Annotated in this window: 23 protein-coding genes; 12 read left to right on the top strand and 11 right to left on the bottom strand. The window is 64.6% G+C overall.

Features of this window, described 5'->3' with window-relative positions:
* Nucleotides 1-21: 21 nt before the first annotated feature.
* Nucleotides 22-327 (bottom strand): I78 family peptidase inhibitor, encoded by a 306-nt coding sequence (locus C8J24_RS15320; protein WP_107933721.1) that lies wholly within the window; start codon nucleotides 325-327, stop codon nucleotides 22-24.
* Complete coding sequence (gene rnd, locus C8J24_RS15315; RefSeq protein WP_107933718.1) at nucleotides 324-1,499, bottom strand: ribonuclease D; 1,176 nt, start codon at nucleotides 1,497-1,499, stop codon at nucleotides 324-326. The genes C8J24_RS15320 and rnd overlap by 4 nt, the downstream gene beginning before the upstream one ends.
* Before the next feature lie 187 nt (nucleotides 1,500-1,686).
* On the opposite strand from rnd, the gene aspS reads away from it, so the two are divergent.
* From aspS to C8J24_RS15290, 5 genes are all read left to right on the top strand, one after another.
* Entirely contained in the window at nucleotides 1,687-3,510 is a 1,824-nt protein-coding gene (aspS, locus tag C8J24_RS15310) for an aspartate--tRNA ligase (protein ID WP_107933716.1), read from the top strand.
* Between the two features lie 74 nt (nucleotides 3,511-3,584).
* Nucleotides 3,585-4,358 carry a polyphosphate kinase 2 family protein gene (locus tag C8J24_RS15305; protein WP_107933713.1) on the top strand — a complete coding sequence of 258 codons (774 nt, stop codon included), beginning with the start codon at nucleotides 3,585-3,587 and terminating at the stop codon, nucleotides 4,356-4,358.
* Between the two features lie 181 nt (nucleotides 4,359-4,539).
* Complete coding sequence (locus C8J24_RS15300) at nucleotides 4,540-5,244, top strand: PAS domain-containing protein (RefSeq protein WP_107933711.1); 705 nt, start codon at nucleotides 4,540-4,542, stop codon at nucleotides 5,242-5,244.
* Between the two features lie 153 nt (nucleotides 5,245-5,397).
* A complete protein-coding gene (gene lipA, locus C8J24_RS15295; protein WP_107933709.1) occupies nucleotides 5,398-6,321 on the top strand; it encodes a lipoyl synthase in 924 nt (307 codons plus the stop codon).
* Nucleotides 6,321-6,797 carry a type II toxin-antitoxin system RatA family toxin gene (locus C8J24_RS15290; RefSeq protein ID WP_107933707.1) on the top strand — a complete coding sequence of 159 codons (477 nt, stop codon included), beginning with the start codon at nucleotides 6,321-6,323 and terminating at the stop codon, nucleotides 6,795-6,797. Before lipA ends, C8J24_RS15290 begins: the two co-directional genes overlap by 1 nt.
* Here C8J24_RS15290 and C8J24_RS15285 read toward each other — a convergent pair.
* From C8J24_RS15285 to C8J24_RS15275, 3 genes are read right to left on the bottom strand one after another with little or no spacing between them, the layout of a single operon-like run.
* Nucleotides 6,740-7,258, bottom strand: a complete 519-nt coding sequence (locus C8J24_RS15285; protein WP_107933705.1) for a CinA family protein — start codon at nucleotides 7,256-7,258, stop codon at nucleotides 6,740-6,742. The two genes, C8J24_RS15290 and C8J24_RS15285, sit on opposite strands and share 58 nt — an antisense overlap.
* Nucleotides 7,258-7,785 carry a hypothetical protein gene (locus C8J24_RS15280; protein WP_107933703.1) on the bottom strand — a complete coding sequence of 176 codons (528 nt, stop codon included), beginning with the start codon at nucleotides 7,783-7,785 and terminating at the stop codon, nucleotides 7,258-7,260. Before C8J24_RS15280 ends, C8J24_RS15285 begins: the two co-directional genes overlap by 1 nt.
* Entirely contained in the window at nucleotides 7,782-8,969 is a 1,188-nt protein-coding gene (locus C8J24_RS15275) for a bifunctional 2-C-methyl-D-erythritol 4-phosphate cytidylyltransferase/2-C-methyl-D-erythritol 2,4-cyclodiphosphate synthase (RefSeq protein ID WP_107933701.1), read from the bottom strand. Before C8J24_RS15275 ends, C8J24_RS15280 begins: the two co-directional genes overlap by 4 nt.
* 141 nt (nucleotides 8,970-9,110) lie before the next feature.
* Here C8J24_RS15275 and dusB point away from each other — a divergent pair, with 141 nt between their 5' ends.
* From dusB to hflX, 7 genes are read left to right on the top strand one after another with little or no spacing between them, the layout of a single operon-like run.
* Complete coding sequence (gene dusB, locus C8J24_RS15270) at nucleotides 9,111-10,109, top strand: tRNA dihydrouridine synthase DusB (RefSeq protein ID WP_107933699.1); 999 nt, start codon at nucleotides 9,111-9,113, stop codon at nucleotides 10,107-10,109.
* Nucleotides 10,096-11,160 carry a two-component system sensor histidine kinase NtrB gene (locus C8J24_RS15265; RefSeq protein ID WP_107933697.1) on the top strand — a complete coding sequence of 355 codons (1,065 nt, stop codon included), beginning with the start codon at nucleotides 10,096-10,098 and terminating at the stop codon, nucleotides 11,158-11,160. The genes dusB and C8J24_RS15265 overlap by 14 nt, the downstream gene beginning before the upstream one ends.
* On the top strand, nucleotides 11,157-12,602 hold the full coding sequence (gene ntrC, locus C8J24_RS15260) for a nitrogen regulation protein NR(I) (protein WP_107933696.1): 1,446 nt from the start codon (nucleotides 11,157-11,159) through the stop codon (nucleotides 12,600-12,602). Before C8J24_RS15265 ends, ntrC begins: the two co-directional genes overlap by 4 nt.
* Nucleotides 12,603-12,654: 52 nt before the next feature.
* Nucleotides 12,655-14,904, top strand: a complete 2,250-nt coding sequence (locus C8J24_RS15255; RefSeq protein ID WP_107933694.1) for a sensor histidine kinase — start codon at nucleotides 12,655-12,657, stop codon at nucleotides 14,902-14,904.
* Between the two features lie 4 nt (nucleotides 14,905-14,908).
* A complete protein-coding gene (gene ntrX, locus C8J24_RS15250; protein WP_031393368.1) occupies nucleotides 14,909-16,285 on the top strand; it encodes a nitrogen assimilation response regulator NtrX in 1,377 nt (458 codons plus the stop codon).
* Between the two features lie 50 nt (nucleotides 16,286-16,335).
* Nucleotides 16,336-16,935 carry an RNA chaperone Hfq gene (hfq, locus tag C8J24_RS15245; protein WP_420894122.1) on the top strand — a complete coding sequence of 200 codons (600 nt, stop codon included), beginning with the start codon at nucleotides 16,336-16,338 and terminating at the stop codon, nucleotides 16,933-16,935.
* A 24-nt stretch (nucleotides 16,936-16,959) separates the two neighbouring features.
* Entirely contained in the window at nucleotides 16,960-18,252 is a 1,293-nt protein-coding gene (gene hflX / locus C8J24_RS15240) for a GTPase HflX (protein ID WP_031439024.1), read from the top strand.
* On the opposite strand, the gene mazG is transcribed toward hflX, so the two are convergent.
* The 6 genes from mazG to C8J24_RS15210 form a co-directional block, all read right to left on the bottom strand.
* Nucleotides 18,233-18,967 (bottom strand): nucleoside triphosphate pyrophosphohydrolase, encoded by a 735-nt coding sequence (gene mazG / locus C8J24_RS15235; RefSeq protein ID WP_107933692.1) that lies wholly within the window; start codon nucleotides 18,965-18,967, stop codon nucleotides 18,233-18,235. The two genes, hflX and mazG, sit on opposite strands and share 20 nt — an antisense overlap.
* Before the next feature lie 129 nt (nucleotides 18,968-19,096).
* Nucleotides 19,097-19,861, bottom strand: a complete 765-nt coding sequence (locus C8J24_RS15230; RefSeq protein WP_037528460.1) for an MBL fold metallo-hydrolase — start codon at nucleotides 19,859-19,861, stop codon at nucleotides 19,097-19,099.
* Nucleotides 19,858-20,664 (bottom strand): TatD family hydrolase, encoded by an 807-nt coding sequence (locus tag C8J24_RS15225; protein WP_107933690.1) that lies wholly within the window; start codon nucleotides 20,662-20,664, stop codon nucleotides 19,858-19,860. The genes C8J24_RS15230 and C8J24_RS15225 overlap by 4 nt, the downstream gene beginning before the upstream one ends.
* Complete coding sequence (gene metG, locus C8J24_RS15220; protein ID WP_107933687.1) at nucleotides 20,664-22,226, bottom strand: methionine--tRNA ligase; 1,563 nt, start codon at nucleotides 22,224-22,226, stop codon at nucleotides 20,664-20,666. Before metG ends, C8J24_RS15225 begins: the two co-directional genes overlap by 1 nt.
* Nucleotides 22,227-22,281: 55 nt before the next feature.
* The gene (locus C8J24_RS15215) at nucleotides 22,282-23,259 is read right to left on the bottom strand and encodes an AAA family ATPase (RefSeq protein WP_107933685.1); all 978 of its coding nucleotides are present in this window, start codon (nucleotides 23,257-23,259) and stop codon (nucleotides 22,282-22,284) included.
* A gap of 52 nt (nucleotides 23,260-23,311) precedes the next feature.
* Nucleotides 23,312-24,481 carry a D-alanyl-D-alanine carboxypeptidase family protein gene (locus tag C8J24_RS15210; RefSeq protein ID WP_031393360.1) on the bottom strand — a complete coding sequence of 390 codons (1,170 nt, stop codon included), beginning with the start codon at nucleotides 24,479-24,481 and terminating at the stop codon, nucleotides 23,312-23,314.
* Between the last annotated feature and the right edge of the window lie 30 nt (nucleotides 24,482-24,511).

Raw genomic sequence — 24,511 nt, 5'->3', positions numbered from 1 at the left:
GAGACGAACGCGCAATCAGGGTCAGGCGCAGGTGAAACGCTCGATCCTGCTCGCGCCGTCGACATAGACATTCAGGCGATCGGTCCGAAAGTCCATCGTCACCGCGTCGTTCGGCGCAATCCACCGCAGCGTCCGCGCGCCCGATCGGGCCAGCATCACATCCGCGCGTGCATCGCTTGCGCGCTTGCCGACCAGATCGCCCAGGGCTTCAATCTTGCACGTGGCACCGGGCGGGGTTGGCGTCGCGGCACCGGGCGTGCGGTCGCGCATCTCGACCGGCATGCACCCGGCGGAAGCAAGCACGACCGCAAGCAGCGCCCGCTTCATGCCGCGTCCTCCGTACGGGTCATTTTCAACTTTCCGTTGATCACCGCGAAGGCCAGTCGGCCCTCGACCAGGTCCAGCGCGTCGCGGCCGAACTGGTCGAACCGCCACCCCTCCAGCATCGGCAAGCCCGTCCGCACGCCCGCGGCCAGCGCCTCAAGTTCGTCGGTCCTCGCAAGAAGTTTCGACGCTACATCAATATCTCGCGAGCGGATTTTGAGAAGGAGCTTCAGCAGATCCGCGACCAGCGAGCCCTCCTTGCCAAGGCCCGGCTTGCGATCGTCGCGGGGCGGCAGCTCATCGTCGCCGAGCGGCTGTGCCTGCTCGATCGCGACCATCAGTCGCGCCCCGATATCGTTGCCAGCCCACGTGGCGGAAAGCCCCCGAACTCGGGCAAGGTCGGACTGTTTCCGCGGCGGATGCCCTGCCATGTCACCAAGCGTCTCGTCCTTGACGATCCGCCCGCGCGGCAGATCCTTCGCCTGCGCTTCGAGCTCACGCCACCGCGCCAGTGCCTTCAACCGGCCGAGGACGTCGGGCTTGCGCCCCGAGATCCGGACTCGCTTCCATGCCAGGTCGGGATCGTTCGCATAATTGGCGATATCGCCGAGCCGCTCCATCTCCTGATCGAGCCACACGCCGCGCCCGGTCTTGCGTAGACGCTCGAGCATCTTGGGGAAGATCTTCGACAGATGCGTCACGTCGCCGATCGCATATTCGATCTGGCGTGCATCAAGCGGCCGGCGTGCCCAGTCCGTGAACCGCGCGCCCTTGTCGACCGCGATGCCGAGCCAGCTGTCGACGAGATTCGAATAGCCGATCTGTTCGCCCTGGCCGAGCGCCATCGCTGCGACCTGCGTGTCGAACAGCGGGAAGGGCGTCTTGCCCGTGAGGTTATAGACGATCTCGATATCCTGCCCGCCGGCATGGACGACCTTCAGCACGTCGTGATTCTCGACGAGCAGATCGAGTAGCGGCTTCAGGTCGATCCCCGGCGCCATCGGGTCGATCGCCGCGGCTTCCTTGTCGTCGGCGATCTGGATCAGGCAAAGCTCCGGGTAATAGGTGCTCTCGCGCATGAATTCGGTGTCGACGCACACATAGTCGGCGTCGGCCATGCGCGCGCACAGATTGGCGAGCGTGGCACTGTCGGAGATAAGCGGGTGGATATGCATCGCCCGTCCATAGCGAGGCTCCCCCATGTTGACAAAGGGGCGCCTTGACAAAGGCCGGTAGGGAAGGGAAGCGCGGGCCATCCAATTCCCGTCATCCCAGCAAACGCTGGGATCTCCCGTCGCAGGGCGCACCCTTGCCGCACGAGATCCCAGCAAACGCAGGGACGACGTATGAGAGACGAGACACATGCACGCCTATCGCACCCATAACTGCGCCGCCCTCCGCCCCGAACAGGTCGGCGAGGAGGTCCGCGTCTCGGGCTGGGTCCACAAAAAGCGCGATCATGGTGACCTGGTCTTCATCGATCTGCGCGATCATTACGGCATCACGCAGATCGTCACCGACGTGTCCGGCCCCGTCTTCAGGGTCATCGAGGGCCTGAAGAGCGAGAGCGTCGTCACAATCACCGGCAAGGTGACCGCACGCGCGCCCGAAGCGGTGAACCCGAACCTGCCGACCGGCGGGATCGAGGTCCGCGCGACCGCCGCGACCGTCCAGTCGATGGCAGGCGAGCTGCCGATGCCGGTCGCTGGCGAGGCCGAGTATCCCGAGGATATCCGCCTGCGCTATCGCTATCTCGACCTGCGGCGCGAGCGGCTTCACGCGAACATCATGCTGCGTTCGAAGGTCATCACCTCGCTGCGCAACCGCATGAACGATCAGGGCTTCACCGAATTCCAGACGCCGATCCTGACCGCGTCGTCGCCAGAGGGCGCGCGCGACTATCTGGTGCCGAGCCGCGTGCATCCGGGCAAGTTCTACGCGCTGCCGCAGGCACCGCAGATGTTCAAGCAGCTGCTGATGGTCGCGGGCTTCGACCGCTATTTCCAGATCGCCCCCTGCTTCCGCGACGAGGACGCCCGCGCCGATCGTTCGCCGGGCGAATTCTACCAGCTCGATTTCGAGATGAGCTTCGTCACGCAGGACGACGTGTTCAACGCAATCGAGCCCGTCTTGCACGGCGTGTTCGAGGAGTTCGCCGATTGGCAGGGCAAGGGACGCCAGGTCTCCGCCCTGCCGTTCAAGCGCATTCCCTACCGCGAATCGATGCTGAAATACGGCAGCGACAAGCCCGATCTGCGCAACCCGATCCTGATCCACGACGTCGGCCACCACTTCGTTGACTCGGGCTTCGGCCTGTTCGCGGGCATCGTCGCCGGGGGTGACGTGGTTCGCGCAATCCCTGCGCCGAACACCGCCGAGAAGAGCCGCAAGTTTTTCACCGACATGAACGACTGGGCGCGCGCCGAAGGGCATGCGGGGCTCGGCTACATCACGCAGAAGAACGGCGAACTTGGCGGCCCGATCGCCAAGAATCACGGCGAGGAAGCGACGCGCAAGCTGATCGCGGAGATGGGCCTCGGGCCGAACGACGGCATCTTCTTCGCCGCCGGCAAGGAACTCCCCGCCGCCAAGCTCGCCGGCGCAGCCCGCGCGCGCATAGGTGCGGATCTCGGCCTGATCGACGAGAACCGGTTCGAGTTCTGCTGGATCGTCGACTTCCCGATGTTCGAATATGACGAGGACGCCAAGAAAATCGACTTCAGCCACAACCCGTTCTCGATGCCGCAGGGCGAGATGGACGCGCTGGAGAACAAGGATCCGCTCGATATCCTGGCGTATCAGTACGACATCGTCTGCAACGGCGTGGAGCTGTCGTCGGGCGCGATCCGGAACCACCGGCCTGAGATCATGTACAAGGCGTTCGAGATCGCCGGCTACACCCAGGCCGATGTCGACACGAACTTTGCCGGCATGATCAACGCGTTCAAGGTCGGCGCACCACCGCATGGCGGCTCGGCACCCGGGATCGACCGGATGGTCATGCTGCTCGCGGGCGAGCCCAACATCCGCGAGGTCGTGCTGTTCCCGATGAACCAGAAGGCCGAGGACCTGATGATGGGCGCACCGAGCCCGGTCAGCCCGCGCCAGCTGAAGGAGCTCAACATCAAGCTCACCGTCGATGGGCCGAAGGACCCGGCCAAGACGGTGACGCCCGCCGCGGGCTGACGCCGAGGCGGCTCGGCCGTCTCGGTCCTTTCCGTCCCGCCCCTGGTGGCCGCCTGATCTTCTGGAGTTTGCTTATGCCCATCGATCTTGCCCATTATGAAGCCGGCGACGCCTATGACGGCAAATACAAGCGCGACTTGGCAAAGCTTCAGAAGAGGCTTGAGCACATCCAGGTCGCGCATATCGTCAACAAGCGCCCCGCTGTGGTGATGTTCGAAGGGTGGGATGCGGCGGGGAAGGGCGGTATCATCCAGCGGTTGTCGGCCGAGTGGGATCCCCGTACCTACCGCGTCTGGCCGATCGCCGCCCCGAGCGCCGACGAGAAGGCACATCACTTTCTCTGGCGCTTCTGGAAGCGCTTGCCGGCCGATGGGAATATCGCCGTCTTCGATCGGAGCTGGTATGGCAGGGTACTGGTCGAGCGGGTCGAGGAATTCGCCACGCGCCGCGAATGGGAGCGCGGTTATGACGCGATCAATGCCTTCGAAGCGGGACTGATCGGTAACGACACGACGCTGATCAAGATCTTCGTCCATATCACCCAAGCGGAACAGGACCGGCGGTTAGAGGCGCGGCTGCGCGACCCTTGGAAGCATTGGAAGACCGGTCTCGACGATTATCACAACCGGTCGCGACGCGAGGACTATCTTGCCGCGATGCATGAGATGTTCGCACGCACGGACACCGCGGCCGCGCCGTGGATCGTCATCGACGGGAACGACAAGAAGGCGGCACGGATCGCTGCGCTGACCGTCGTCGCAGATCGCCTGGAGGGCGGAGTCGCGATGGTGCCCCCGCCGCTTGATCCCGCCGTCCTCAAGGTCGCGAAAAAGGCCCTCAAGCTCTAATCTTCGCAATGCGCAACCCCGCTTTTGGTCGCAGTCTTCTGCAGCTATATCCATTTTGGTCGAAATTCTAACGCCTTCCGAACAACTTATGTTAGCGTGAACAGCTTCCGATGATGGTTAGGCTTGCCCTAAGATAATGGGCGTGTCCGAGTAGCGGACGGCCATTCAGTGGGCGTAGGTCATGACGGAACGCGGTCGAATAGGTGTCGACACCTCAGGGGCGATTGTCGAGGTGGACGCGACGTTCTGCCACACGCTCAATGCGACAGCCGCCATTTTGCTTGGCAGCAACATGCTCGATTTCACCGCGCCTGCCGACCGCGAGCGCTGCCGGCGACTGATGCGTCGCGTGGTGCATACCGGATCCCCGATCAGCACGACCAAAAGGCTGGTCAGAACCGACTCGTCGCATCTCTGGGTGCAGGGCCATTTATCGATCGCGCCGCCAGGGACCGAGGTCTGCGTGACGATGATCTTCGAGGAAACCATGCTTGGGTCCGGCGAGGTCAAACCCGAAGCCTTGTTGAAGACGGCACAGCTGACGCTGGATGCCCGGCGCGCGCGCGGGGCAATATTCTGCCCGTCGTTATTTGCCGACAGCGCCTGGGACATCCTGCTTGCGGCCTATGTCAGCGAGGCCGAGGGCGTTCTCCTGACGCCGACCGACCTCGAACCGATGCTCGGGGTCGGACACGCCACGCTGACCCGCTGGATTCGCGCACTCGAGGTTCAGGGGCTGATCGAGTTCGAGGCGGCCGGCGACGGGCGAGCGGGGGGCGCGGCGTTCCAGCTTACGTGCGATGCGCATCAACGGTTCGAACGGTATCTGTCCGAGCGATATGCCGTCGCGGTATCGGCTGCAACGGATCTGGAACGGTTCCGCTGACCTGGTCGGTGCGGTACGATGTAGCAGGCACGCCCGGGCTGCCATCTGCCCCATCGCGGGGGCGTTGTTACCGGCTTGGCAGGATACCGGTGATATCGGGCGAAGAACCGCATGTGTGTTGTTTCGCATAGCCGGGATCGCTATCTGCCTGCCATGAACGAGATGACCCCGCTCGCCGCGCCGCGCGCTCGAAAGCCCGACTGGATCCGCGTCAAGGCCCCGACATCCGCCGGCTTCGCCAAGACCCGCGAACTGATGCGCTCGAAAAGCCTGACGACGGTCTGTGAAGAGGCCGCATGCCCGAATATCGGCGAATGCTGGTCCAAGAAGCATGCAACGGTCATGATCCTCGGCGATACCTGCACTCGCGCCTGCGCCTTCTGCAACGTGAAGACCGGTATGCCCCGCGCGGTCGACCGGATGGAGCCGCAGAATGTCGCCGATGCCGCGGCGCAGATGGGGCTGAACCACATCGTCATCACCTCGGTCGATCGCGACGACCTTCCCGATGGCGGCGCTTCGCAATTCGTGAAGGTCATCCAGGCAATCCGCGCGTCGAATCCTACTACGACGATCGAAATCCTGACGCCCGATTTCCGCAACAAGGCGCAGGCCGCGATCGAGTCGATCGTCGAGGCGCGCCCCGACGTCTACAACCACAACCTCGAGACAGTCCCTCGCCTGTACCCGACGATCCGGCCTGGCGCGCGCTATTATGCCTCGTTGCGCCTGCTCGAGAGCGTGAAACGCCACGACCCGTCAATTTTCACCAAGTCGGGCGTTATGCTCGGCCTGGGCGAAGAGCGCCTCGAGATTCACCAGGTCATGGACGACATGCGTTGTGCCGACATCGACTTCCTGACGATGGGCCAGTATCTTCAGCCCACGCCACGCCATGCCAAGGTGGCCGAGTTCGTCACGCCCAAGGCCTTCGATGCCTATGCGTCGATCGCCCGGGCTAAGGGCTTCATGCTCGTCGCATCGTCGCCACTGACGCGGTCGAGCTACCATGCGGGGGACGACTTCGCGCAGCTTCGGGCGGTGCGTGATGCCAAGCTCGGGGTCGCACGGATCTGATGCCCAAGCATTCCGAAACACGCCATCTTCCCTATACCCCCGAACAGATGTTCGATCTGGTCGCCGATGTCGGCCGCTACGCCGAGTTTCTGCCGTGGGTCAGCGCGATGCGCGTCCGTTCGAACAGTGAGACGGAGACTCTCGCGGACATGATCGTCGGCTTCAAGGGCTTGCGCGAGACGTTCACGTCCCGTGTGCAGAAGGCTCGACCGACCGAGATCCTTGTCGACTATGTCGATGGTCCGCTCAAATATCTTCGCAACGAATGGCGTTTCCGCCCCGAGGAGCAGGGGTGCGCGGTCGACTTCACCGTCGACTTTGCCTTCAAGAACCGGATGTTCGAGCTGATCGCGGGTCAGGTTTTCGGTGCCGCACTGCGCAAGATGATCGGCGCGTTCGAGACGCGCGCGGCCGAGCTTTACGGTGCGACATCCCCGACCGGCAGCAAGAGTTCGAGCGCGCACAGCGCAGCCTGAAGGCGGATACCGCCGCGGCCGAGATCGCCGAAATCCTTGCGATCCGCGTCGACATCGCTGCGATCGCCGCCCTTCTCGGCCCGGGCGAAGACCACCGTGCCGACCGGCTTCTTCGCCGATCCACCGCCGGGCCCGGCAATACCGGTGATGGCGACGGCAACATCCGCGCCCGACTGCTCCAGTGCGCCCTGCGCCATGCTCCACGCGACGGCGATCGACACCGCACCGAAGGTCTCAAGCACGTCTGAGCTGATCTTGAGCAGTTTCAGCTTGGCCTCGTTCGAATAGGTCACGAACCCGATTTCGAACACGTCGGAACTGCCTGGAATTTCCGTCAGCGCCGCAGCGACAAGGCCACCGGTGCAGCTTTCGGCAACCGCGACGCGTCGTCCAAGCGCGCGATTTGCCTCGATGACCTTACGTGCCGCGTCGATCAGCTCGGGAGGGAGAAGGGTATCCATCAGCGGCTCTCCGTCGCGGTGCAGAGCGGAAGGTCGGGCGTCGATCGATCCCCGCGGCGTGCCTTGTCAGCCTTCAAATAGCGCAGCGTCTCGACGACGATGCCAGCGGTGTTCCGCGGCGGCAGCGGCTGGAGCAGCGTCACGAGCCGATCGATCGTCCCACAGTCGCGCGCCGCGATGCGTCCGACGATCTGCGGGACGAGCAGGCTCGTAAGCAACGGCCGGGCATAGTCCGACTGGAGAAGCGCATCGACCGCGGGGTCGCTAAGCTTGACGATCGCGGCCCGGGCGGACGGCCAGGCGCGGTCCGCTTCGATCTGATAGCGCGCGATCAGCGTACTGGACTGGTTGCGCACGAGGCTGGTCGCGGGAAGCCTTGCCGCGCAGACCCGGCCCGTTTCACGGATGATGTCGGGCAGCGCGACGAGCGTCATCGCCTCCGCCTCGGGGCCGGTGATGCAGGGGGACTGTGCCGATACCGGCGTTGCGATGAGGGCGGCGAGCGTCAGTGCGGCAGCGAACTTCATGCGCCGACACGGCCGCGATTCGAGGGGAGGCTGATCGTCGCGACTGCCTGCGCGGCAATGCCTTCGCCCCGTCCCGTGAAGCCAAGCCGCTCGGTCGTCGTCGCCTTGACGCTGACCCGGTCCGTGGTGAGGTCGAGCAGATCGGCGATCCGGTTCGTCATCGCCGCGCGGTGCGGTCCGATCTTGGGCATCTCGCACAGGATGGTCAGGTCGACGAAATCGATCCGACCGCCCTTTGCGGCGATCAGTTGCGCGGCATGCTGCAGGAACTGCGCGGAGTCGGCACCTTTCCACTGAGGATCGCTCGGGGGGAAATGCGTGCCGATATCCCCCGCGGCGATCGTGCCGAGCAGCGCATCGGTCAGCGCATGCAGCGCGACATCGGCATCGCTATGGCCGGAAAGCCCCTTGTCGTGCGGGATCCGGATGCCGCCGAGCCATAATTCCTCGCCCGTTTCCAGCCGATGGACGTCGAAGCCCATCGCGGTTCGGCTTTCATAGGGCGCGCGCGCTTCAGCGGCGGCAAAATCGTCGGGGTGAGTCACTTTGTCGAGCATCGGATCGCCCTGCACCAACGCGACGCTGCCGCCAACCCGTCGCACCATCTGGGCATCGTCGCTGGCATCTTCATCGGCCGGCCAGGCAGCGTGCGCGGCGCGCAGCTTAGCGATCCGGAAGCCCTGCGGCGTCTGGACCCGGTACACGGCCTCACGCGGAACGACTTCGCCGAGCATGCGACCGGTCAGCGTCGTCGCGCCGCGCGCCAGCGTATCCGCTACCGGCAGCACAGGCACCGCGGCGTCGCTGTTCGTCAGCGCTGCCACGACCGCGCTGATGACCCCGGCAGGAAGGAACGGCCGGGCGGCATCGTGAACGAGAACATGATCCAAATCGGACAGGGCAGCGATTCCCCTCAGTACCGAATCCCGGCGGGTACTGCCCCCGACGATGACCGTCGCGTCGGTGACTCCTCCTGCTGCCAATACTGCCTTTGCATGGTCCAGCTGACCTTCGGCAACGACGACCGTCACGGCGTCGATCGCCGGGTGCGCGGACATTGCGGTAACCGCGTGCATGAGCATCGGCCTTCCCGCGACGGTCGCGAATTGCTTGGGGAGGGTGCCGCCAGCGCGGGTGCCGGACCCGGCTGCGACGATCAGGGCGACGGTGCGGCGCTTTGTCATGGGCGCCGATTAGCGTCTTGAGCGCGGCATCGCCAGTGCAGGCAGTCGTTCGCCATGACGTCGCGCACGGCGGGTACAGCTGGACCAGCCTTGCCAGTTCCAGCATCGCGGCCTATGTTCTGCCTCTTTTTTGGGCAGCTTATGCGTAATCTCTCACCTATCCAGATCGGCCCCGTGCAGATTGAAAGTCCGGTCGTCCTCGCACCCATGACGGGTGTGACGGATATGCCGTTCCGCACGCTCGTGCGGCGATATGGATCAGGGCTCAACGTTACCGAGATGGTCGCGAGCCAGGCTGCGATCCGCGAAACCCGCCAGTCGATCCAGAAGGCTGCGTGGGATCGGCTCGAAGAGCCGGTGTCGATGCAACTGGTCGGGTGCACGCCCTATGAAATGGGCGAGGCCGCGCGGCTCAGCCAGGATCGCGGTGCAGCGATCGTCGACATCAACATGGGGTGTCCGGTCCGCAAGATCGTCAATGGCGACGCCGGGTCCGCACTGATGCGCGACGTCAAGCTGGCGACGGCGATCATATCCGCGACGGTGAAGGCGGTCGATGTCCCGGTCACGTTGAAGATGCGCATGGGTTGGTGCCACGACAGTCTCAACGCACCCGAATTGTCCAGGATCGCAGAAGATCTCGGGGTGAAGCTGATCACCGTGCATGGCCGGACGCGGAACCAGATGTACAAGGGAAGCGCCGATTGGGGCTTCGTGCGCCGGGTGAAGGACGCGGTGTCGATCCCCGTGATCGTCAATGGCGACATTTGCTCGATCGAGGATGCCGAGGCGGCGCTCGACCAGTCAGGTGCGGACGGCGTGATGATCGGACGCGGCGCCTATGGGCGGCCTTGGCTGCTCAATCAGGTCATGACCTGGTTTGCGACCGGCCGCCGCGTCGCCGATCCGTCGATTAACGAACAATATGAAGCGATTGCCGGGCATTACGAAGCGATGCTCGAGCATTATGGGATCGAGACGGGTGTCAACATGGCCCGCAAGCATATCGGCTGGTACACCAAGGGCCTGCACGGGTCGGCGGAGTTCCGGAACCGGGTGAACCAGGTGGCGGACCCCAACCAGGTCAAGGCGATGCTGGCGGAGTTCTACGCGCCTTGGCGTCACCTTGAAGCCGCCTGAGCCGGATCGGCGCGACCGTCCGGGGTTCAACGACGTTTTCGCGGCGCTGCCGGTGGCGGTTGTGGTGGTCGATCCCGACGACCGGATAGCCCATGCAAATGCACTGGCTGAACAATTGCTCAACCTCTCGGAGCGCCTCATGGTCGGGCAGCCGATCGCGGAGATACTCCCGCCCCCCGACGAATCCCGCAAGCACGACAATCGCGGCCTTGCCGTCTTCGATACCGAGATCGCGACCGCCCGCGGCGTGAAGATCCGCGTCGACTTTGCCGAGACGATAATGCCCGATCATCCCGGCTGGCGCGCGATCACACTGCACGTTCCCGCCATCTCGCGACGGCTGGGCTATTCGGCGGACCGTACTGCGGGCGCGCGCGCGGCCGTCGGCGCGGCGGCGATGCTCGCGCACGAGATCAAGAATCCCTTGTCCGGCATCCGCGGGGCCGCGCAGCTGCTCGATGCCGGCGAACTGACCACGCTGATCACGACCGAGGTGGACCGAATCGCGGCGCTGATCGATCGCATGCAGGACTTCAGCGATACGCGTCCGCTTCCGCTCGCCAGCGAGAATATCTACCCGCTGCTGACCCACGCGCGTCGCCTTGCGCTCGCCGGTTTTGCGCGCGGGATCGCGATCGAGGAGCGGTTCGATCCGTCGCTACCGCCCGCGCATATCAATCGGGACGCGCTCCTTCAGATCGTGATCAACCTTCTGAAAAACGCACGTGAAGCCGTTGCAGATCAACCGAACCCCCTGATCATCGTGACCACGGCCTATCGCCACGGGATCACCGTCAGCAGCGCGCCGGGCAAACCGCGTCTGCCATTGCCGATCGAGATCTGTGTATTCGACAATGGCCCCGGCGCGCCCCCTGACATTGCCGACCACCTGTTCGACCCGTTCGTATCGGGGCGTCGTGAAGGGCAGGGGCTGGGCCTTGCCCTGGTAGACAAGCTAACGCGCGATATGGGCGGGATCGTGCAATATGCGCGTGAGGGGATTCCTGAAATGACCGTTCTCCGCCTGCTGCTGCCAAGAGCCACATCATGAGCACTGTGCTGGTCGTCGACGACGACGCCGCGATTCGCACCGTCGTCGCGCAGGCGTTGCGGCGCAGCGGCCACGACGTAACCGTCGCCGACAGCCTCGGCCAGCTCGAACGTGCCTTGGCGGTCGCTATCCCCGACGTGCTGATCACGGACGTGGTGCTGCCCGACGGCGACGGCATCGACCATGTCCGCAATGTCGCCGAACGCCACCCGACGCTGCCGATCATCGTCCTGTCTGCGCAGAACACGCTGACCACCGCCGTACGCGCGGCGGAGGTCGGTGCGTATGAATATCTGCCCAAGCCCTTCGATCTCGACGTCTTGTCGCGCGCGGTGACGGGGGCGCTGGCGCGGGGCGGGGTGCTGTCCGATGACCGAATCGGCGACGAGGATCGTGCACTGCCGCTGATCGGCCGGTCCGCGGCGATGCAGGACGTCTACCGGGTCATCGCACGCGTCATCTCGAACGACCTGACCGTGCTGATTTCCGGCGAATCGGGGACGGGCAAGGAACTGGTCGCCCGGGCGATCCACGATCTCGGCCGGCGGAGCACTGCGCCGTTCATCGCGATCAACATGGCCGCGATTCCCCGTGAACTTATCGAGGCCGAGTTGTTTGGCCATGAGCGCGGCGCCTTTACCGGTGCCGCGACGCGAAATGCCGGCCGGTTCGAGCAGGCGACGGGCGGCACGCTGTTCCTCGACGAAATCGGCGACATGCCGATGGAGGCGCAGACCCGGCTTCTCCGCGTGCTGCAGTCGGGCGAGTTCACGAGCGTCGGCGGTGCGCGCACGATCCGGGTCGATGTTCGCATCCTCGCCGCGACCAACCGCGATCTGGCGGCGCAGGTGGCCGCCGGACATTTCCGGGAAGACCTGTTCTACCGTCTCAACGTCGTGCCGGTCACCTTGCCACCGCTCCGCGAGCGACGGCAGGATGTCGCCCTGCTCGCACGACATTTTCTCGATCATGCGGCGATCCAGGGTCTGCCGCGACGTCAGTTGGCGGGGGATGCGATCACCGCGCTCGGCGCGTATGACTGGCCGGGCAATGTTCGCGAACTCGAAAACCTGATGCGCAGACTCGCGGTGCTCGCGCGCGACGAAATCATCGGCGCGGACGCGATTCACGCGATGCTGGGTGCGCGAATGCCGACCAGCACTGCAACCGACCTCGACCTAGCCGGCGCGGTGAAGGCGCTGATCGGGCGGATCGAGCGCGAAAACCCGGCAGCGCTCGACGATGGCAGTCTGTACGACCGCGTCATCGGCGAGGTCGAGCGTCCGTTGATCGAACTGATGCTTGCCCGGCATGGGCAGAACCAGCTTCGCGCCGCGCGTGCGATGGGAATCAATCGCAACACGCTGCGCAAGCGTCTCGACACGCTCGGGATCGACATCAGCGGCGACATGACCGAGCTGGACGCGGCAGGGTCACGCTGACCCGGCCATTATGTGGTTTCCCGGCAACAATTGTCGTTGTATCACGGCAACGATGATCGCCCCCGCGACGCTTGCCATCGAAGACGACGTGCCACCGCACCGGTTCGCAGTGACGCCTGCGCTTGAGGCGCTGGTCGTCACGCTGGCGATTACCGTCGCGGTCGCTAGCTATGTGCTCATCAGCGGCGCCAATTCACCCCAGCGCCTGATTGCACCGCCGCTGATCGCGCTGCTGCTGATCGCCAATCTCGTCCCGGGCATCGCATTGCTGATGCTGCTCGGCCGGCGGGTCGCGATGCGCCGGGCCGCCCGGTCTCCGGTTGGCGGTGGCGGCCGCCTGCACGTCCGGCTCGTCGCCTTGTTCTCGATCGTCGCCGCGGTGCCGATGCTGCTGGTGACGATCTTCGCGTCGCTGCTGTTCCAATATGGCGTGCAATTCTGGTATTCCGACCAAGCGCGGGGCATGCTCGAAAACGCCACCGAACTCGCCCAGTCGTCCTACGCGCGCCAGCTCAGCCGCTGGGAAGAGGCGAGCGTCACGATGGCAGCGGACATGTCCAATTACCTGCGTGAGCGATCGCTGCAGAGCCCGGATTTCTCCGGGTATTTCTATCAACAGGTCTATTATCGCAGCCTGTCCGAAGCCGCGCTGTTCAAGGTCACGCCACAGAACGAGATCCAGACATTCGCGGTCGTGAACCCCTATGAAATCGACTTTACACGACAGGTGACGCCCGAGGCGATCCGCGAACTCCGGAGCGGCAAGCCCGCCGCAGTATCGGTGACGGGGGATCGTATCCGCACGATCACGATGCTGCCCGGCGCCGACGAACTCTTCCTTTATGCTGGGCGCGTCGAGGATACCAAGCTCCTGTCGGAGCAGACGACGCGCGCCAACGCCGTGCTGGCAAGCTATCGGCAGCTGCTTGCCCGGTCGCGCAGCCTCCAGCTCCTGTTCAACGCGGCATTGCTGGGCATTTCCCTGCTCATCGTCGGGGTTGCGGTCTGGATCGCGCTGGCCGTCGCAGATCGTCTGGTACGCCCCGTCGGCGAGCTGGTCGATGCGGCACGTCGGGTGGCCGAGGGGGATCTGACCGCGCGCGTGCCAGATCCGCGCAGCCGCGACGAGGTCGGGACGCTGGCGCGTGCGTTCAACCAGATGACGGGTCGCCTGCAGGAGCAAAATAGCGATCTGATGACCGCGAATGACCAGCTTGAGACCCGCCGCGCGCTGATCGAGGCGGTTATGGCGGATGTCTCGGCAGGTGTCGTCGCGACCGCGAAGGACCGCGTAATCCGGATTGCAAATCGCTCTGCGATCCAGCTGCTCGGCGCGGACGGCCTGGTTGGCAAGCCGTTGCACGAGGTTGCGCCTGAACTCGATGCGCTCGTGCAGGAGGGAGGACGCGAAGCGATCGTCCAGGTCGGCCAGGCTGGCGATGCGCGGACACTCGCCGTCCGGATCGCGCATGCGCCGACCGGTCCGATCCTCACCTTCGACGATATCACGCAGCAACTGCTCGACCAGCGCCGCGCCGCTTGGTCCGACGTCGCCCGCCGGATCGCGCACGAAATCAAGAATCCGCTGACGCCGATCCAGCTAGCCGCGGAGCGACTGCAGCGACGCTATGGGGGCAAGATCCCCGCGGAGGACGGAACATTCGCCCGGCTTACCGACACAATCATCCGCCAGGTCGCGGACCTGCGCCGGATGGTGGACGAATTCTCCTCGTTCGCACGGATGCCCAAGCCCGTCTTCCGTGAGGAATCGCTACTCGATGCCGCCCGCCAGGCGATGTTCTTGCACGAGGTAGCGCATCCGGGGATCCGGTTCCTGCTCGTCCACGACGACCCGGGCCCGATGCTCGTCTGCGATCGCCGTCAGATCGGGCAGGCTCTGACGAACATCGTCAAGAACGCGGTCGAGGCGATCGAGACCCGCGGCGATGACGAGGGCGGGGCGGTTACCATGACCCTGACGGAGACGCGCCACGATGGAACGGGGCACTGCGTCGCGATCGAAGTCGCCGACACCGGGATCGGTCTGCCGGTCGAACGCGACCGGATCATCGAACCCTATATGACGACGCGGGCCCGCGGAACCGGGCTCGGGCTTGCCATCGTCAAGAAGATCATCGAGGAACATTGCGGGACGATCGCATTTTCGGATCGCCCCGGTGGGGGCACCATCGTCACCATGAACTTCGACGCCAGAGCGCTGGTCGCGCTTGATCAGGGGGCATCCGCACCCGAGCCGGCAGGGGATGGCCAGCTCGTCGCAATGACTCGCAATCGGACATGAATTGATGGCGCTCGATATTCTCGTCGTGGACGACGAACGTGACATTCGCGAACTGGTGGCCGGCGTCCTGGAGGACGAGGGCTATCAGACCCGCGATGCGGGCGACAGCGACGCTGCGCTCGAAGCGATCGCGGCGCGGCGTCCGTCGCTCGTGCTGCTCGACGTCTGGCTGCAGGGGTCGCGCCTCGACGGGCTCGAACTGCTCGACGAGATTAAACGGCGGGATCCATCGATCCCGGTGCTCGTCATATCGGGTCACGGCAATCTCGACACCGCGGTCGCGGCGATCCGGCGTGGCGCATCGGACTTCATCGAGAAACCGTTCGAAGCCGAGCGACTGCTGCTCATGGTGGCGCGCGCGACCGAAACCGAACGGCTGCGCCGCGAGGTCGCCTCGCTGCGGGCCACGGTCGGCCGCGAGACCGATCTCACCGGCAATTCGGGGGCGATCAACGGCGTCCGGGCAACGCTCAAGCGCGTCGCCGCGACCGGCAGCCGCGTGCTGATCATGGGTGGGGCAGGGGTCGGCAAGGAGGTCGCTGCACGCCTTCTGCACGGCTGGAGCCTGCGCACCGATGCGCCGTTCGTAATCGTCAGCGCCGCGATGATGACCCCTGAACGTGTCGACGAAGAGTTGTTCGGCGCGGAGGAGGGCGGGGACAAGATCCGTCCCGGGCTGCTCGAGCAGGCACATGGCGGAACGCTGTTCCTCGACGAGATCGCCGACATGCCGATCACGACGCAAGCGCGGATCTTGCGGGTCCTGACCGACCAGAGCTTTACGCGGATCGGCGGTACCAGGGTCGTGAAGGTCGATGTGCGTGTGGTGTCCGCGACGGCGCGCGACCTCGTCCACGAGATCGCCGAGGGTCGGTTTCGCGAGGACCTCTATTACCGGTTGAACGTCGTGCCGGTGGCTATCCCGCCGCTCGCGGATCGCCGCGAGGACATTCCCGCGCTGGTCCAGCATTTCATCGCGCATTATGCGGCAGAACGCCGGGTCCGGACACCGGAAATCGCGCCTGATGCGATGGTTGCGCTGCAATCCTACGACTGGCCGGGAAATGTTCGTCAGCTTCGCAACGTGGTTGAACGGACGATCATCCTCGCGCCGGGCGACCGACTGGGGCGGATCGATCTCGACCTGCTGCCGGCCGAAGTCCTGGGCGATCAGGGCGACATGGGGAGCGCCGGGGGCACCGCGATCATGGGCTCGCCGCTACGCGAGGCGCGTGAAACCTTCGAACGGGAGTATCTGCGCGTGCAGATCCGTCGGTTCTCCGGCAACATCTCGCGCACCGCGAGCTTTATCGGGATGGAGCGATCGGCGCTGCACCGGAAGCTGAAGCTGCTCGGGATCACCGAGACGCGCGACGATTGATCGCATATCTGTCGCCCGCCCCTATGGACGAAGCGGTACCGGGAACATAGATTAGACGCTCGCCCGGCAATCGGGTGATCTCCGACGTCGGGAAACGGCGCCACGCGGGCAAAGTCCCGCCAAAAACAAGGGTTATCCCATTGGCCGAAAAAATTGGCTCGCTCCAGGACCTGTTCCTCAACGCGCTGCGCCGCACCAAGACCCCCGTCACGATGTTTCTCGTCAAGGGTGTCAAGCTCCAGGGCATCGTCACCTGGTTCGATAATTTCTCGGTGCTGCTACGTCGCGACGGTCAGTCCCAGCTCATCTACAAGCACGCGATTTCGACGATCATGCCCGCGGGACCGATGGACGTCGCCGCGATCGTGAACGCCGTCGCAGAAACGCAGAAGAAGCAGCCGCTTCTGCAGGAAATTTTCTTGAACGCGGTCCGCAAGTCGGAAGACAGCGTGACCATGTTCCTGATCAACGGCGTCATGCTCCAGGGCCAGATTGCCGGCTTCGACCTGTTCTGCATGCTGCTCCAGCGCGAAGGCATGGCGCAGCTCGTCTACAAGCATGCGGTGTCGACGATCCAGCCTGCGCGGCCCCTGAACCTTGCCGAGGATCCCGACGACAGCGACGAGACGGATGCAGTGGACGACGCATGATCATGACGGCCTGGGGCAATGCGCATGAGTAGTGGTTTTGACCGTGACCGCGACGAGTTCGCCCGCGGCACGAAAGCGATCGTCGTCTTGCCCGACCAAGGCGATGCGACCCGCGATGTCGACGCACGGCTCGAAGAGACGGCGGGCCTTGCCGCCGCCATTGGCGTGGAGGTGGTCGAGCGGATCGCCTATCGCGTCCGCCAGGCCAAGCCCGCAACGTTGATCGGCAGCGGGCAGGTCGAGCTCCTCGCGACGCAGGTGCGAATGGAGGAAGCGGGGCTCGTCGTGTTCGATGCGAGCCTGAGCCCGATCCAGCAGCGCAATCTCGAAAAGGCGCTGGAAACGAAGGTCATCGACCGCACCGGGCTGATCCTCGAAATCTTCGGGGAGCGCGCGGCGACGGCCGAAGGGCGGCTGCAGGTTGAACTTGCGCATCTCGACTATCAGGCTGGCCGGCTCGTCCGGAGCTGGACCCATCTCGAGCGTCAGCGCGGCGGGTTCGGCTTTCTCGGCGGGCCTGGTGAAACCCAGATCGAGGCGGATCGCCGGCTCATCCGGGACCGGATGGCGCGGCTCCGGCGCGAACTCGAGCAGGTCAGCCGCACCCGCGGCCTGCACCGGGAGCGACGCCAGCGAGCCCCTTGGCCCGTCATCGCGCTAGTCGGCTATACCAATGCCGGAAAGTCGACGCTGTTCAATCGGTTGACCGGTGCCGACGTCATGGCCGAAGACCTGCTGTTCGCGACGCTGGATCCGACGCTTCGGCAAATCCGATTGCCCGGTATCGACAAGGCGATCCTGTCCGACACGGTCGGGTTCGTCTCGGACCTGCCAACCCAGCTCGTCGCGGCATTCAAGGCGACGCTCGAAGAAGTGGTGTCCGCCGATCTGCTGATCCACGTCCGCGATATCGCGCATCCCGATACGGAGGCGCAACGTGCCGATGTCGAGGCGGTGCTGGCGGACATCGGCGTCGACGATATGACCCCGCGGTTCGAAGTCTGGAACAAGCTGGATCTGCTCGATCCTGCCGACCATGACGAGATTGTCGGGGAGGCTGAGCATCGCGAGGATGTCGTGGCGATCTCGGCGCTGAGTGGGGAGGGGGTGGACCATCTCGTCGAGCAGGTCGCTGCCAAACTGACGGATGCGCATCGCCGCTATCACATTACGCTCGATGCGACGGACGGCGCAGGCGCGGCATGGTTGCACGCGCATGGCGAGGTGCTCAGCAGTTTCGCGGACGGGCTGGCCACCACCTATGACGTACGGCTGTCCGACACCGATTACGACCGGTTCAGCCGCCGCGACGTTTGACCGTCTGCCAAAGCGCTTCCTTCTCCTCAAGCGACAAAGCTTCGAAGCCCGCACCGGCGATGTGTTCCATCGCCCGGAACCGGGCTTCGAACTTTGCGTTGCCCGCGCGTAACGCCACTTCGGGATCAATACCGAGGTGGCGGGCATAATTGGCCACAGCAAACAGAAGATCGCCGACCTCTTCGGCCAGTGTGTCGGCGGTTGCTGTCGCAATCTCGTCGAGTTCTTCGTGCACCTTGGCCAAGGAACCGGTTGGATCGGGCCAGTCGAACCCGACCCGCGCAGCACGCTTTTGCAGCTTGTCGGCTCGCGCCAGCGAAGGCAGCGCGGTGGCGACGCCGGCGACCGCACTCTGGTCAGGCTTGTTCGCACGCTCGGTCGCCTTGATCGTTTCCCAGCCGGGCGATGTCTCCGCCGGACCGAAGATGTGCGGGTGTCGGCGCTCCATCTTGTCGCTGATCGCGTCGATGACGTCGGGCAGGGCAAATGCACCCGCTTCCTCTGCAATGCGGGCATGGAATACCACCTGCAACAACAGGTCGCCGAGTTCGTCCTTCAGATCGGCAAGATCGCCGCGTTCGATCGCGTCGACGACCTCATAGGCCTCTTCGATCGTGTAGCGAGCAACCGTCCTCGATGTTTGAACACGGTCCCATTCGCATCCCGTATCCGGATCGCGCAGTCGCGCCATGATGGTCGTGAGGCGGTCAATCATGGCGGCGCTCCGCATAAAGTGAGAATGACGTGGAGATCGCCGTTGCTACGACAAAATCAAAAGCTTCATAACGAATCACTCTCGATCCGATAATATACATTATGTAAAATGCTCTGGGGTTGGTATGTGTCAGGCCTCGAGGATCTGCCCATCAAAGCCCGGCTCCACTGTGTCAGGCAGTTCGGCCCTCAACGCTACATAGTCCATGCTGTTGTCCATATGGATAAGCGCGGTCCGCCCCGGCCTGAACGCATCGACCCAGCCCAAGACGGCTGAAAGTTGCGGATGCGTCGGATGTGGACGACGGCGCAGTGCATCGACCACCCATACGTCCAGCCCCGTATACAGCGCGGCCATATCGTCGGTCATGATGTTGAAATCGGTCGCATAACCGATTGCCTTGCCATCGGCCTCGAAGCGCAGCCCAGCGGCGTGGATCGATCCGTGCGGCTGATCGGTAACACGAATGTCGATCGCGCCGATCGTCAGCCGGTCCGGAAGGACCGCCCCGGTGATCGTCGACGGATAACCGCTGCGGCCCCGGAACGCATAGGTGAAGCGATCCTCGAGCGCGGCGAGCGTCGCGGGCCGGGCAAAGCCGATCACGGGCGTGCCCATTGCGTGATAGAGCTGTCTGAGGTCATCAATGCCGTGGCAGTGATCAGCGTGATCATGCGTCCAGATGACCGCATCAACCTCGGAGACGTTCGCCGCAAGCAACTGCTCGCGCATGTCCGGCCCTGTATCGATCAGGATCCGCGTTCCGGCATGCTCAACAAGCGCGGAGACGCGCGTACGTCGGTTGCGCGGTTCGGCGGGATCGCAGGCACCCCAGTCATTGCCGATCCGGGGAACGCCGGACGACGTCCCCGAGCCGAGGATCGTGATCTTCACGCGCGATGCGCCACGACCGGCGTATCGCCGGGCCGCGTCTTGGCGAACAAAGTATGGAAGTTTTCGGCGGTCCGCTGAGACAACTCGCCGACGGAGACGCCGCGCAGGTCGGCCACGAACTGCGCGGTGTCGGCGACAAAGCCGGGCTCCCCCGTCTTGCCCCGATTGGGCACGGGCGCAAGAAAGGGCGCGTCGGTTTCGATCAGCAGCCGTTCGATCGGCAAGCGCGCAGCGATCGCCTGAAGGTCGCGTGCGTTCTTGAACGTGACGATCCCCGACAGAGATATATAGAGGCCAAGTTCCAGTGCCTTGTCGGCAAATGCTGAGCTTGCCGTGAAGCAGTGGATCACGCCGCCATAGGCCCCCTTCCCCATCTCGTCCGACAGGATCGCCGCGGTATCCTCTTCGGCATCGCGGGTATGCACGACAATCGGCAGGCCGGTTTCACGCGCCGCGGCGATATGCGCGCGGAAGCTCAGCGCCTGGCGCGCGCGGTCGGAGGTCTCGCGGTAATAATCGAGCCCGGTCTCGCCCAAGCCCACGACCCGCGGGTGACGTGCGCGCTCGACCAGACGCGTCGCGTCGATCGCAGGATGGGCATCGGCTTCATTGGGGTGGATGCCGACCGTCGCCCAGACATCGGTTTCACGGTCCGCGGTGGCGATCACCGCATCCCATTCACTCTCCCGCGTCGAGATGTTGAGCATCGCCGTCACACCGCGCGCCCGCGCGCGATCGAGAACCGCCTGCTGATCCTCGATCAAGCCGGGGTAATTCAGGTGGCAATGACTGTCTGCAAGCATCAGGCGTCGGTCTCCGCAGGCATCTCAAGCCGTGGAAACGCGCCGGTCGGCGCGACGATCCGGAACTCGCTCGCGGACTGCCGGTCATACCAGCCGTCATCGTCAAGCGCGGCATGATCCCGGCCCTCTGCACCGATCTGGTCGAGGACCTTGCCCGCTGCGCTCGGCACGACCGGAAGAATCGTGATGGCGAGCATCCGGATTGCGCGCACCAACGTCGCCAGCACCGTGTTCATCCGTGCCGGGTCGGTCTTGCGCAACGCCCAGGGCGCCTGCACGTCGATATACTGGTTGCAGGCAAAGACGCCCCGCATCCACGCCTCGATGGCGTGCGACAGTGCGAGCTCCGCAAAGCCGGACCTGAACGCGGCGCAGGCCGCGGTGACGTCTTCGAGCAGCGCCGCGTCGGCCGGTTCGATCGCAGTCGCCATGGGCAATGCACCGTCCAGGTTCTTGGCAATGAACGACAATGTCCGCTGGGCCAGATTGCCGAAGCTGTTCGCGAGCTCGGCGTTGACCCGCGTCACGATCGCCTCGGCCGAATAGCTCCCATCCTGACCGAAGCTGACGTCCCGAAGGAAGAAATAGCGCAGGGCGTCGACGCCGAACGCATCCGCCAGCACCATCGGATCGACGACATTACCAACCGACTTCGACATCTTCTCGCCGCGGGTCAGGAGAAAGCCGTGGCCAAAGACGCTCTTGGGCAGCGGGATGTTCGCGGACATCAGGAAAGCGGGCCAGAACACGGCATGGAAGCGAACGATGTCCTTGCCGATCAGGTGAAGGTCCGCCGGCCAGAAACGCGCGAGATTTGCGTCATCCGACCCCGTGTTCGGATAGCCCGTCCCCGTAAGATAATTTGTAAGCGCGTCGACCCAGACATACATGACGTGGCCCGGGCTTCCCGGCACGGGCACGCCCCAGTCGAAACTCGTCCGCGACACCGAGAGGTCGGACAGGCCGCCTTCGACAAAGCGCATGACCTCATTGCGGCGGCTCTCGGGACGGATGAAGTCGGGGTTCGCGGCGTAGAGGTCGAGCAAGGGCTGCTGATATTTCGACAAGCGGAAGAACCAGGTTTCCTCGGCGGTCCATTCGACCGGCGTGCCTTGCGGAGACCGGCGATCGGCGCCCTCCCCCGTCAGTTCGGACTCGTCGTAAAAGGCTTCGTCGCGAACCGAATACCAGCCCTCATAACGATCGAGATAAAGGTCCCCGGCATCCGCCATCGCTTCCCAGATCGCCTGGCTCGCCGCGTAATGATCGCTATCGACGGTCCGGATGAACCGATCATAGGATATATCAAGACGGTCCGCCATCCCGCTGAAATAGGACGACATTTCATCCGCGAACTCGCGAACGGGGACGCCGCGGTCGCGGGCGGCCTGGACCATCTTCAGGCCGTGTTCGTCGGTCCCGGTCTGGAACAGCACGTCGCGTCCGGCCTGGCGCTGAAAGCGGGCGATCGCGTCGGCTGCAACCATTTCATAGGCATGGCCGATATGCGGTCGGCCATTGGGATAATGGATTGCGGTGGTGATGTAGTAAGGGTCGGCCATGTCGGCGCTCCTAGAGCATCCCCCGAAGGAGGTGAAGCCCATGTCGCCGCCTTCGTCAGGTGCGCAGTGTCGCAAGGATTCCCGACAGCTCGAAGACGGTCGCCTGCGCATCGAGCGACAGGCCAATGGCGGCGGCCGACAGGTCACGCGCTGCAGCATGCGCGTCGAGGGCGATCTTGAGCCGCGCGCCCGAACGGTCCCGCGCCGCGTGGGCGATGAACGCCGGCACGCGATCGAGAAACGCCTCATAGCGGGGTTGCGACGCCTTCCCAGCAAGGGACTTCGCCAGCCGGAGACGATGGCCGTTATCGCGATCGCCTTCGTCGGCGATCCGCGCAATCGCTTCGTCGAGGCTCGCAATATCGAGACCCGCGTAGCGCAGCGCCCTGCCCGGCGCTCCCTCACTCGCACGTACGAGGGCAGATATCTCGTCGTGGTCGAGGTCCGGCTGCGCCAGTCGCAACGTCACCGCGACCTCGTCGGGCGTCAGTGCCTCGAACCGCAAGACCCGGCACCGCGACCGGATCGTTGGCAACAACCGTCCCGGCGCGTGGCTGACCAGGAGGAATATCGTCCCGGCGGGTGGTTCCTCAAGGTTCTTGAGCAACGCATTGCTGCCGCCGCGCTCCAGATCGTCGATCGCGTCGATCATGACGACCCGGCGCGGGCTCATCGATGGCGTCGTCGCAAAGAGCGGCTGGAGCGTACGGACCTGCGCGATCGTGATACTGCGCGCGAGATCCTGGTCGGGCTTTTCAGGATCCTTGGGCAGACGCGTCAGCAGGCGGAAATCGGGGTGCGAACCCGCCTCGATCAGCGCGCGCGTGGGGTCGCCGGCCGGCACGGCAAACCCGCGCGGCTCGGTCGACCCGCCGCGCGCATCGGCCAGCATGCGCATCGCCGCCAGCCGTGCGAAGCTTGCCTTGCCAACGCCCTGCGGGCCGGTGAACAGCCACGCATGGTGAAGCGCGCCGCTGTGCATCGCCGCGGCGAAAGCGGACTGCGCCGCGGCATTGCCGATTATCTCGGTCATGCCGGCGACGGACTCACCCGAACAGTGCGCACGCGCGCCGGCACGCCAAGCCTCAACCGAACAGCCCGGTCAGCCCAGACCAGGCGCGCCCGAAGAACCCGGCTTCGGCAACGTCCTTTTCCGCGACCAGCGGCATACGCTGCTCGACCCCGTCAGGCATCGACACGACGAGATCCGCGATATGCTGGCCTGCCTTGATCGGCGCCTTGACCGGCCCCTGATAGACGACCTTGGCGTTCAGGTTCGGCGATGTACCCGCCGGTACGGTGACGGTCAGCGCCTTGGGCGCGATAAGGCCGACGCTCGATGAGCCGCCCATCTGCACGCTGGCCTCCTCGACCTTCCGACCCTTCGCTACGATCGGCTTGGACTGCCACGCGCGGAAGCCCCAGTCCATGAACCGTACCGACTCGTTCGCGCGCTCTGTCGAGCTTTTCAGGCCTGCGACGACCAATACCAGACGGCGACCATTCTGCTCGGCCGACCCGGTGAATCCGTATCCGGCTTCTTCGGTATGTCCGGTCTTCAACCCATCGGCACCCGCGACGCGGCCGAGCAGCGGATCACGATTGGCCTGGGTGATCGCGGTGCCGCCCATGGTCTTGCCCCAGGTGAAATCGCGCTTTGCATAGAATTGCTTGTAGAGCTGGGGATGGTTGGTGATCGTCGCCGATGCCAGCTTGGCCAGGTCATGCGCAGTGACATAGGTCACGCCGTTATCGGGCCACCCGTTCGAGGTGCCGAAATGACTGTCCTTGAGGCCGAGCTGTGCCGCGACGCGGTTCATGCGCTCGGTAAAGGCGGGCTCCGAACCCGAGATCGATTCCGCAAGAACGACGCAGGCGTCGTTGCCCGACAATGTCACGATGCCATACAGCAGATTGGCCACGCTGACGCTCTCGTTCGCCGACAGGAACATCGTCGAACCCGCTGACGGACCGTGCCATTTTGCCCAGGTCTCCGGCCGAACGGTGACCATGTGATCGAGCTTGAGCTCGCCTTTTTTGAGCATGTCGAACGCGACATAGACCGTCATCATCTTCGCCATCGACGCCGGCGGCATACGGCGATCGGCATCGCGTGCGAACAGGACCGCGCCCGACGACAGATCTTCCATATAGGCGATCGGTGCACTGGTCTGGAACTGTGGCGCGGCTGCGATCGACGGCGTCGCAAGCGCGATCATTGCCAGCGGTGCGACGGCGATGCGGCGCCGGACCATTTGAGTAAAGGGCAGCGTGTTCATGGGCAG

Source organism: Sphingomonas aerolata (assembly GCF_003046295.1).
In the GTDB taxonomy this organism is placed as follows: Bacteria; Pseudomonadota; Alphaproteobacteria; order Sphingomonadales; family Sphingomonadaceae; genus Sphingomonas; species Sphingomonas aerolata.
Note: the sequence above shows the minus strand (reverse complement) of the source record. Positions and strands in the feature narration are given on the sequence as shown.

Bases quoted from the DNA above. Each gene is read 5' to 3' on its own strand.
- C8J24_RS15255 (WP_107933694.1), top strand. From the start codon at position 12,655: ATGATCGCCCCCGCGACGCTTGCCATCGAAGACGACGTGCCACCGCAC.
- C8J24_RS15215 (WP_107933685.1), bottom strand. From the start codon at position 23,259: ATGACCGAGATAATCGGCAATGCCGCGGCGCAGTCCGCTTTCGCCGCG.
- C8J24_RS15305 (WP_107933713.1), top strand. From the start codon at position 3,585: ATGCCCATCGATCTTGCCCATTATGAAGCCGGCGACGCCTATGACGGC.
- mazG (WP_107933692.1), bottom strand. From the start codon at position 18,967: ATGATTGACCGCCTCACGACCATCATGGCGCGACTGCGCGATCCGGAT.
- ntrC (WP_107933696.1), top strand. From the start codon at position 11,157: ATGAGCACTGTGCTGGTCGTCGACGACGACGCCGCGATTCGCACCGTC.
- ntrX (WP_031393368.1), top strand. From the start codon at position 14,909: ATGGCGCTCGATATTCTCGTCGTGGACGACGAACGTGACATTCGCGAA.
- C8J24_RS15275 (WP_107933701.1), bottom strand. From the start codon at position 8,969: ATGACAAAGCGCCGCACCGTCGCCCTGATCGTCGCAGCCGGGTCCGGC.
- metG (WP_107933687.1), bottom strand. From the start codon at position 22,226: ATGGCCGACCCTTACTACATCACCACCGCAATCCATTATCCCAATGGC.
- rnd (WP_107933718.1), bottom strand. From the start codon at position 1,499: ATGCATATCCACCCGCTTATCTCCGACAGTGCCACGCTCGCCAATCTG.
- C8J24_RS15290 (WP_107933707.1), top strand. From the start codon at position 6,321: ATGCCCAAGCATTCCGAAACACGCCATCTTCCCTATACCCCCGAACAG.
- C8J24_RS15225 (WP_107933690.1), bottom strand. From the start codon at position 20,664: ATGCTTGCAGACAGTCATTGCCACCTGAATTACCCCGGCTTGATCGAG.
- hflX (WP_031439024.1), top strand. From the start codon at position 16,960: ATGAGTAGTGGTTTTGACCGTGACCGCGACGAGTTCGCCCGCGGCACG.
- aspS (WP_107933716.1), top strand. From the start codon at position 1,687: ATGCACGCCTATCGCACCCATAACTGCGCCGCCCTCCGCCCCGAACAG.
- lipA (WP_107933709.1), top strand. From the start codon at position 5,398: ATGAACGAGATGACCCCGCTCGCCGCGCCGCGCGCTCGAAAGCCCGAC.
- C8J24_RS15210 (WP_031393360.1), bottom strand. From the start codon at position 24,481: ATGGTCCGGCGCCGCATCGCCGTCGCACCGCTGGCAATGATCGCGCTT.
- C8J24_RS15320 (WP_107933721.1), bottom strand. From the start codon at position 327: ATGAAGCGGGCGCTGCTTGCGGTCGTGCTTGCTTCCGCCGGGTGCATG.
- C8J24_RS15300 (WP_107933711.1), top strand. From the start codon at position 4,540: ATGACGGAACGCGGTCGAATAGGTGTCGACACCTCAGGGGCGATTGTC.
- dusB (WP_107933699.1), top strand. From the start codon at position 9,111: ATGCGTAATCTCTCACCTATCCAGATCGGCCCCGTGCAGATTGAAAGT.
- C8J24_RS15280 (WP_107933703.1), bottom strand. From the start codon at position 7,785: ATGAAGTTCGCTGCCGCACTGACGCTCGCCGCCCTCATCGCAACGCCG.
- C8J24_RS15285 (WP_107933705.1), bottom strand. From the start codon at position 7,258: ATGGATACCCTTCTCCCTCCCGAGCTGATCGACGCGGCACGTAAGGTC.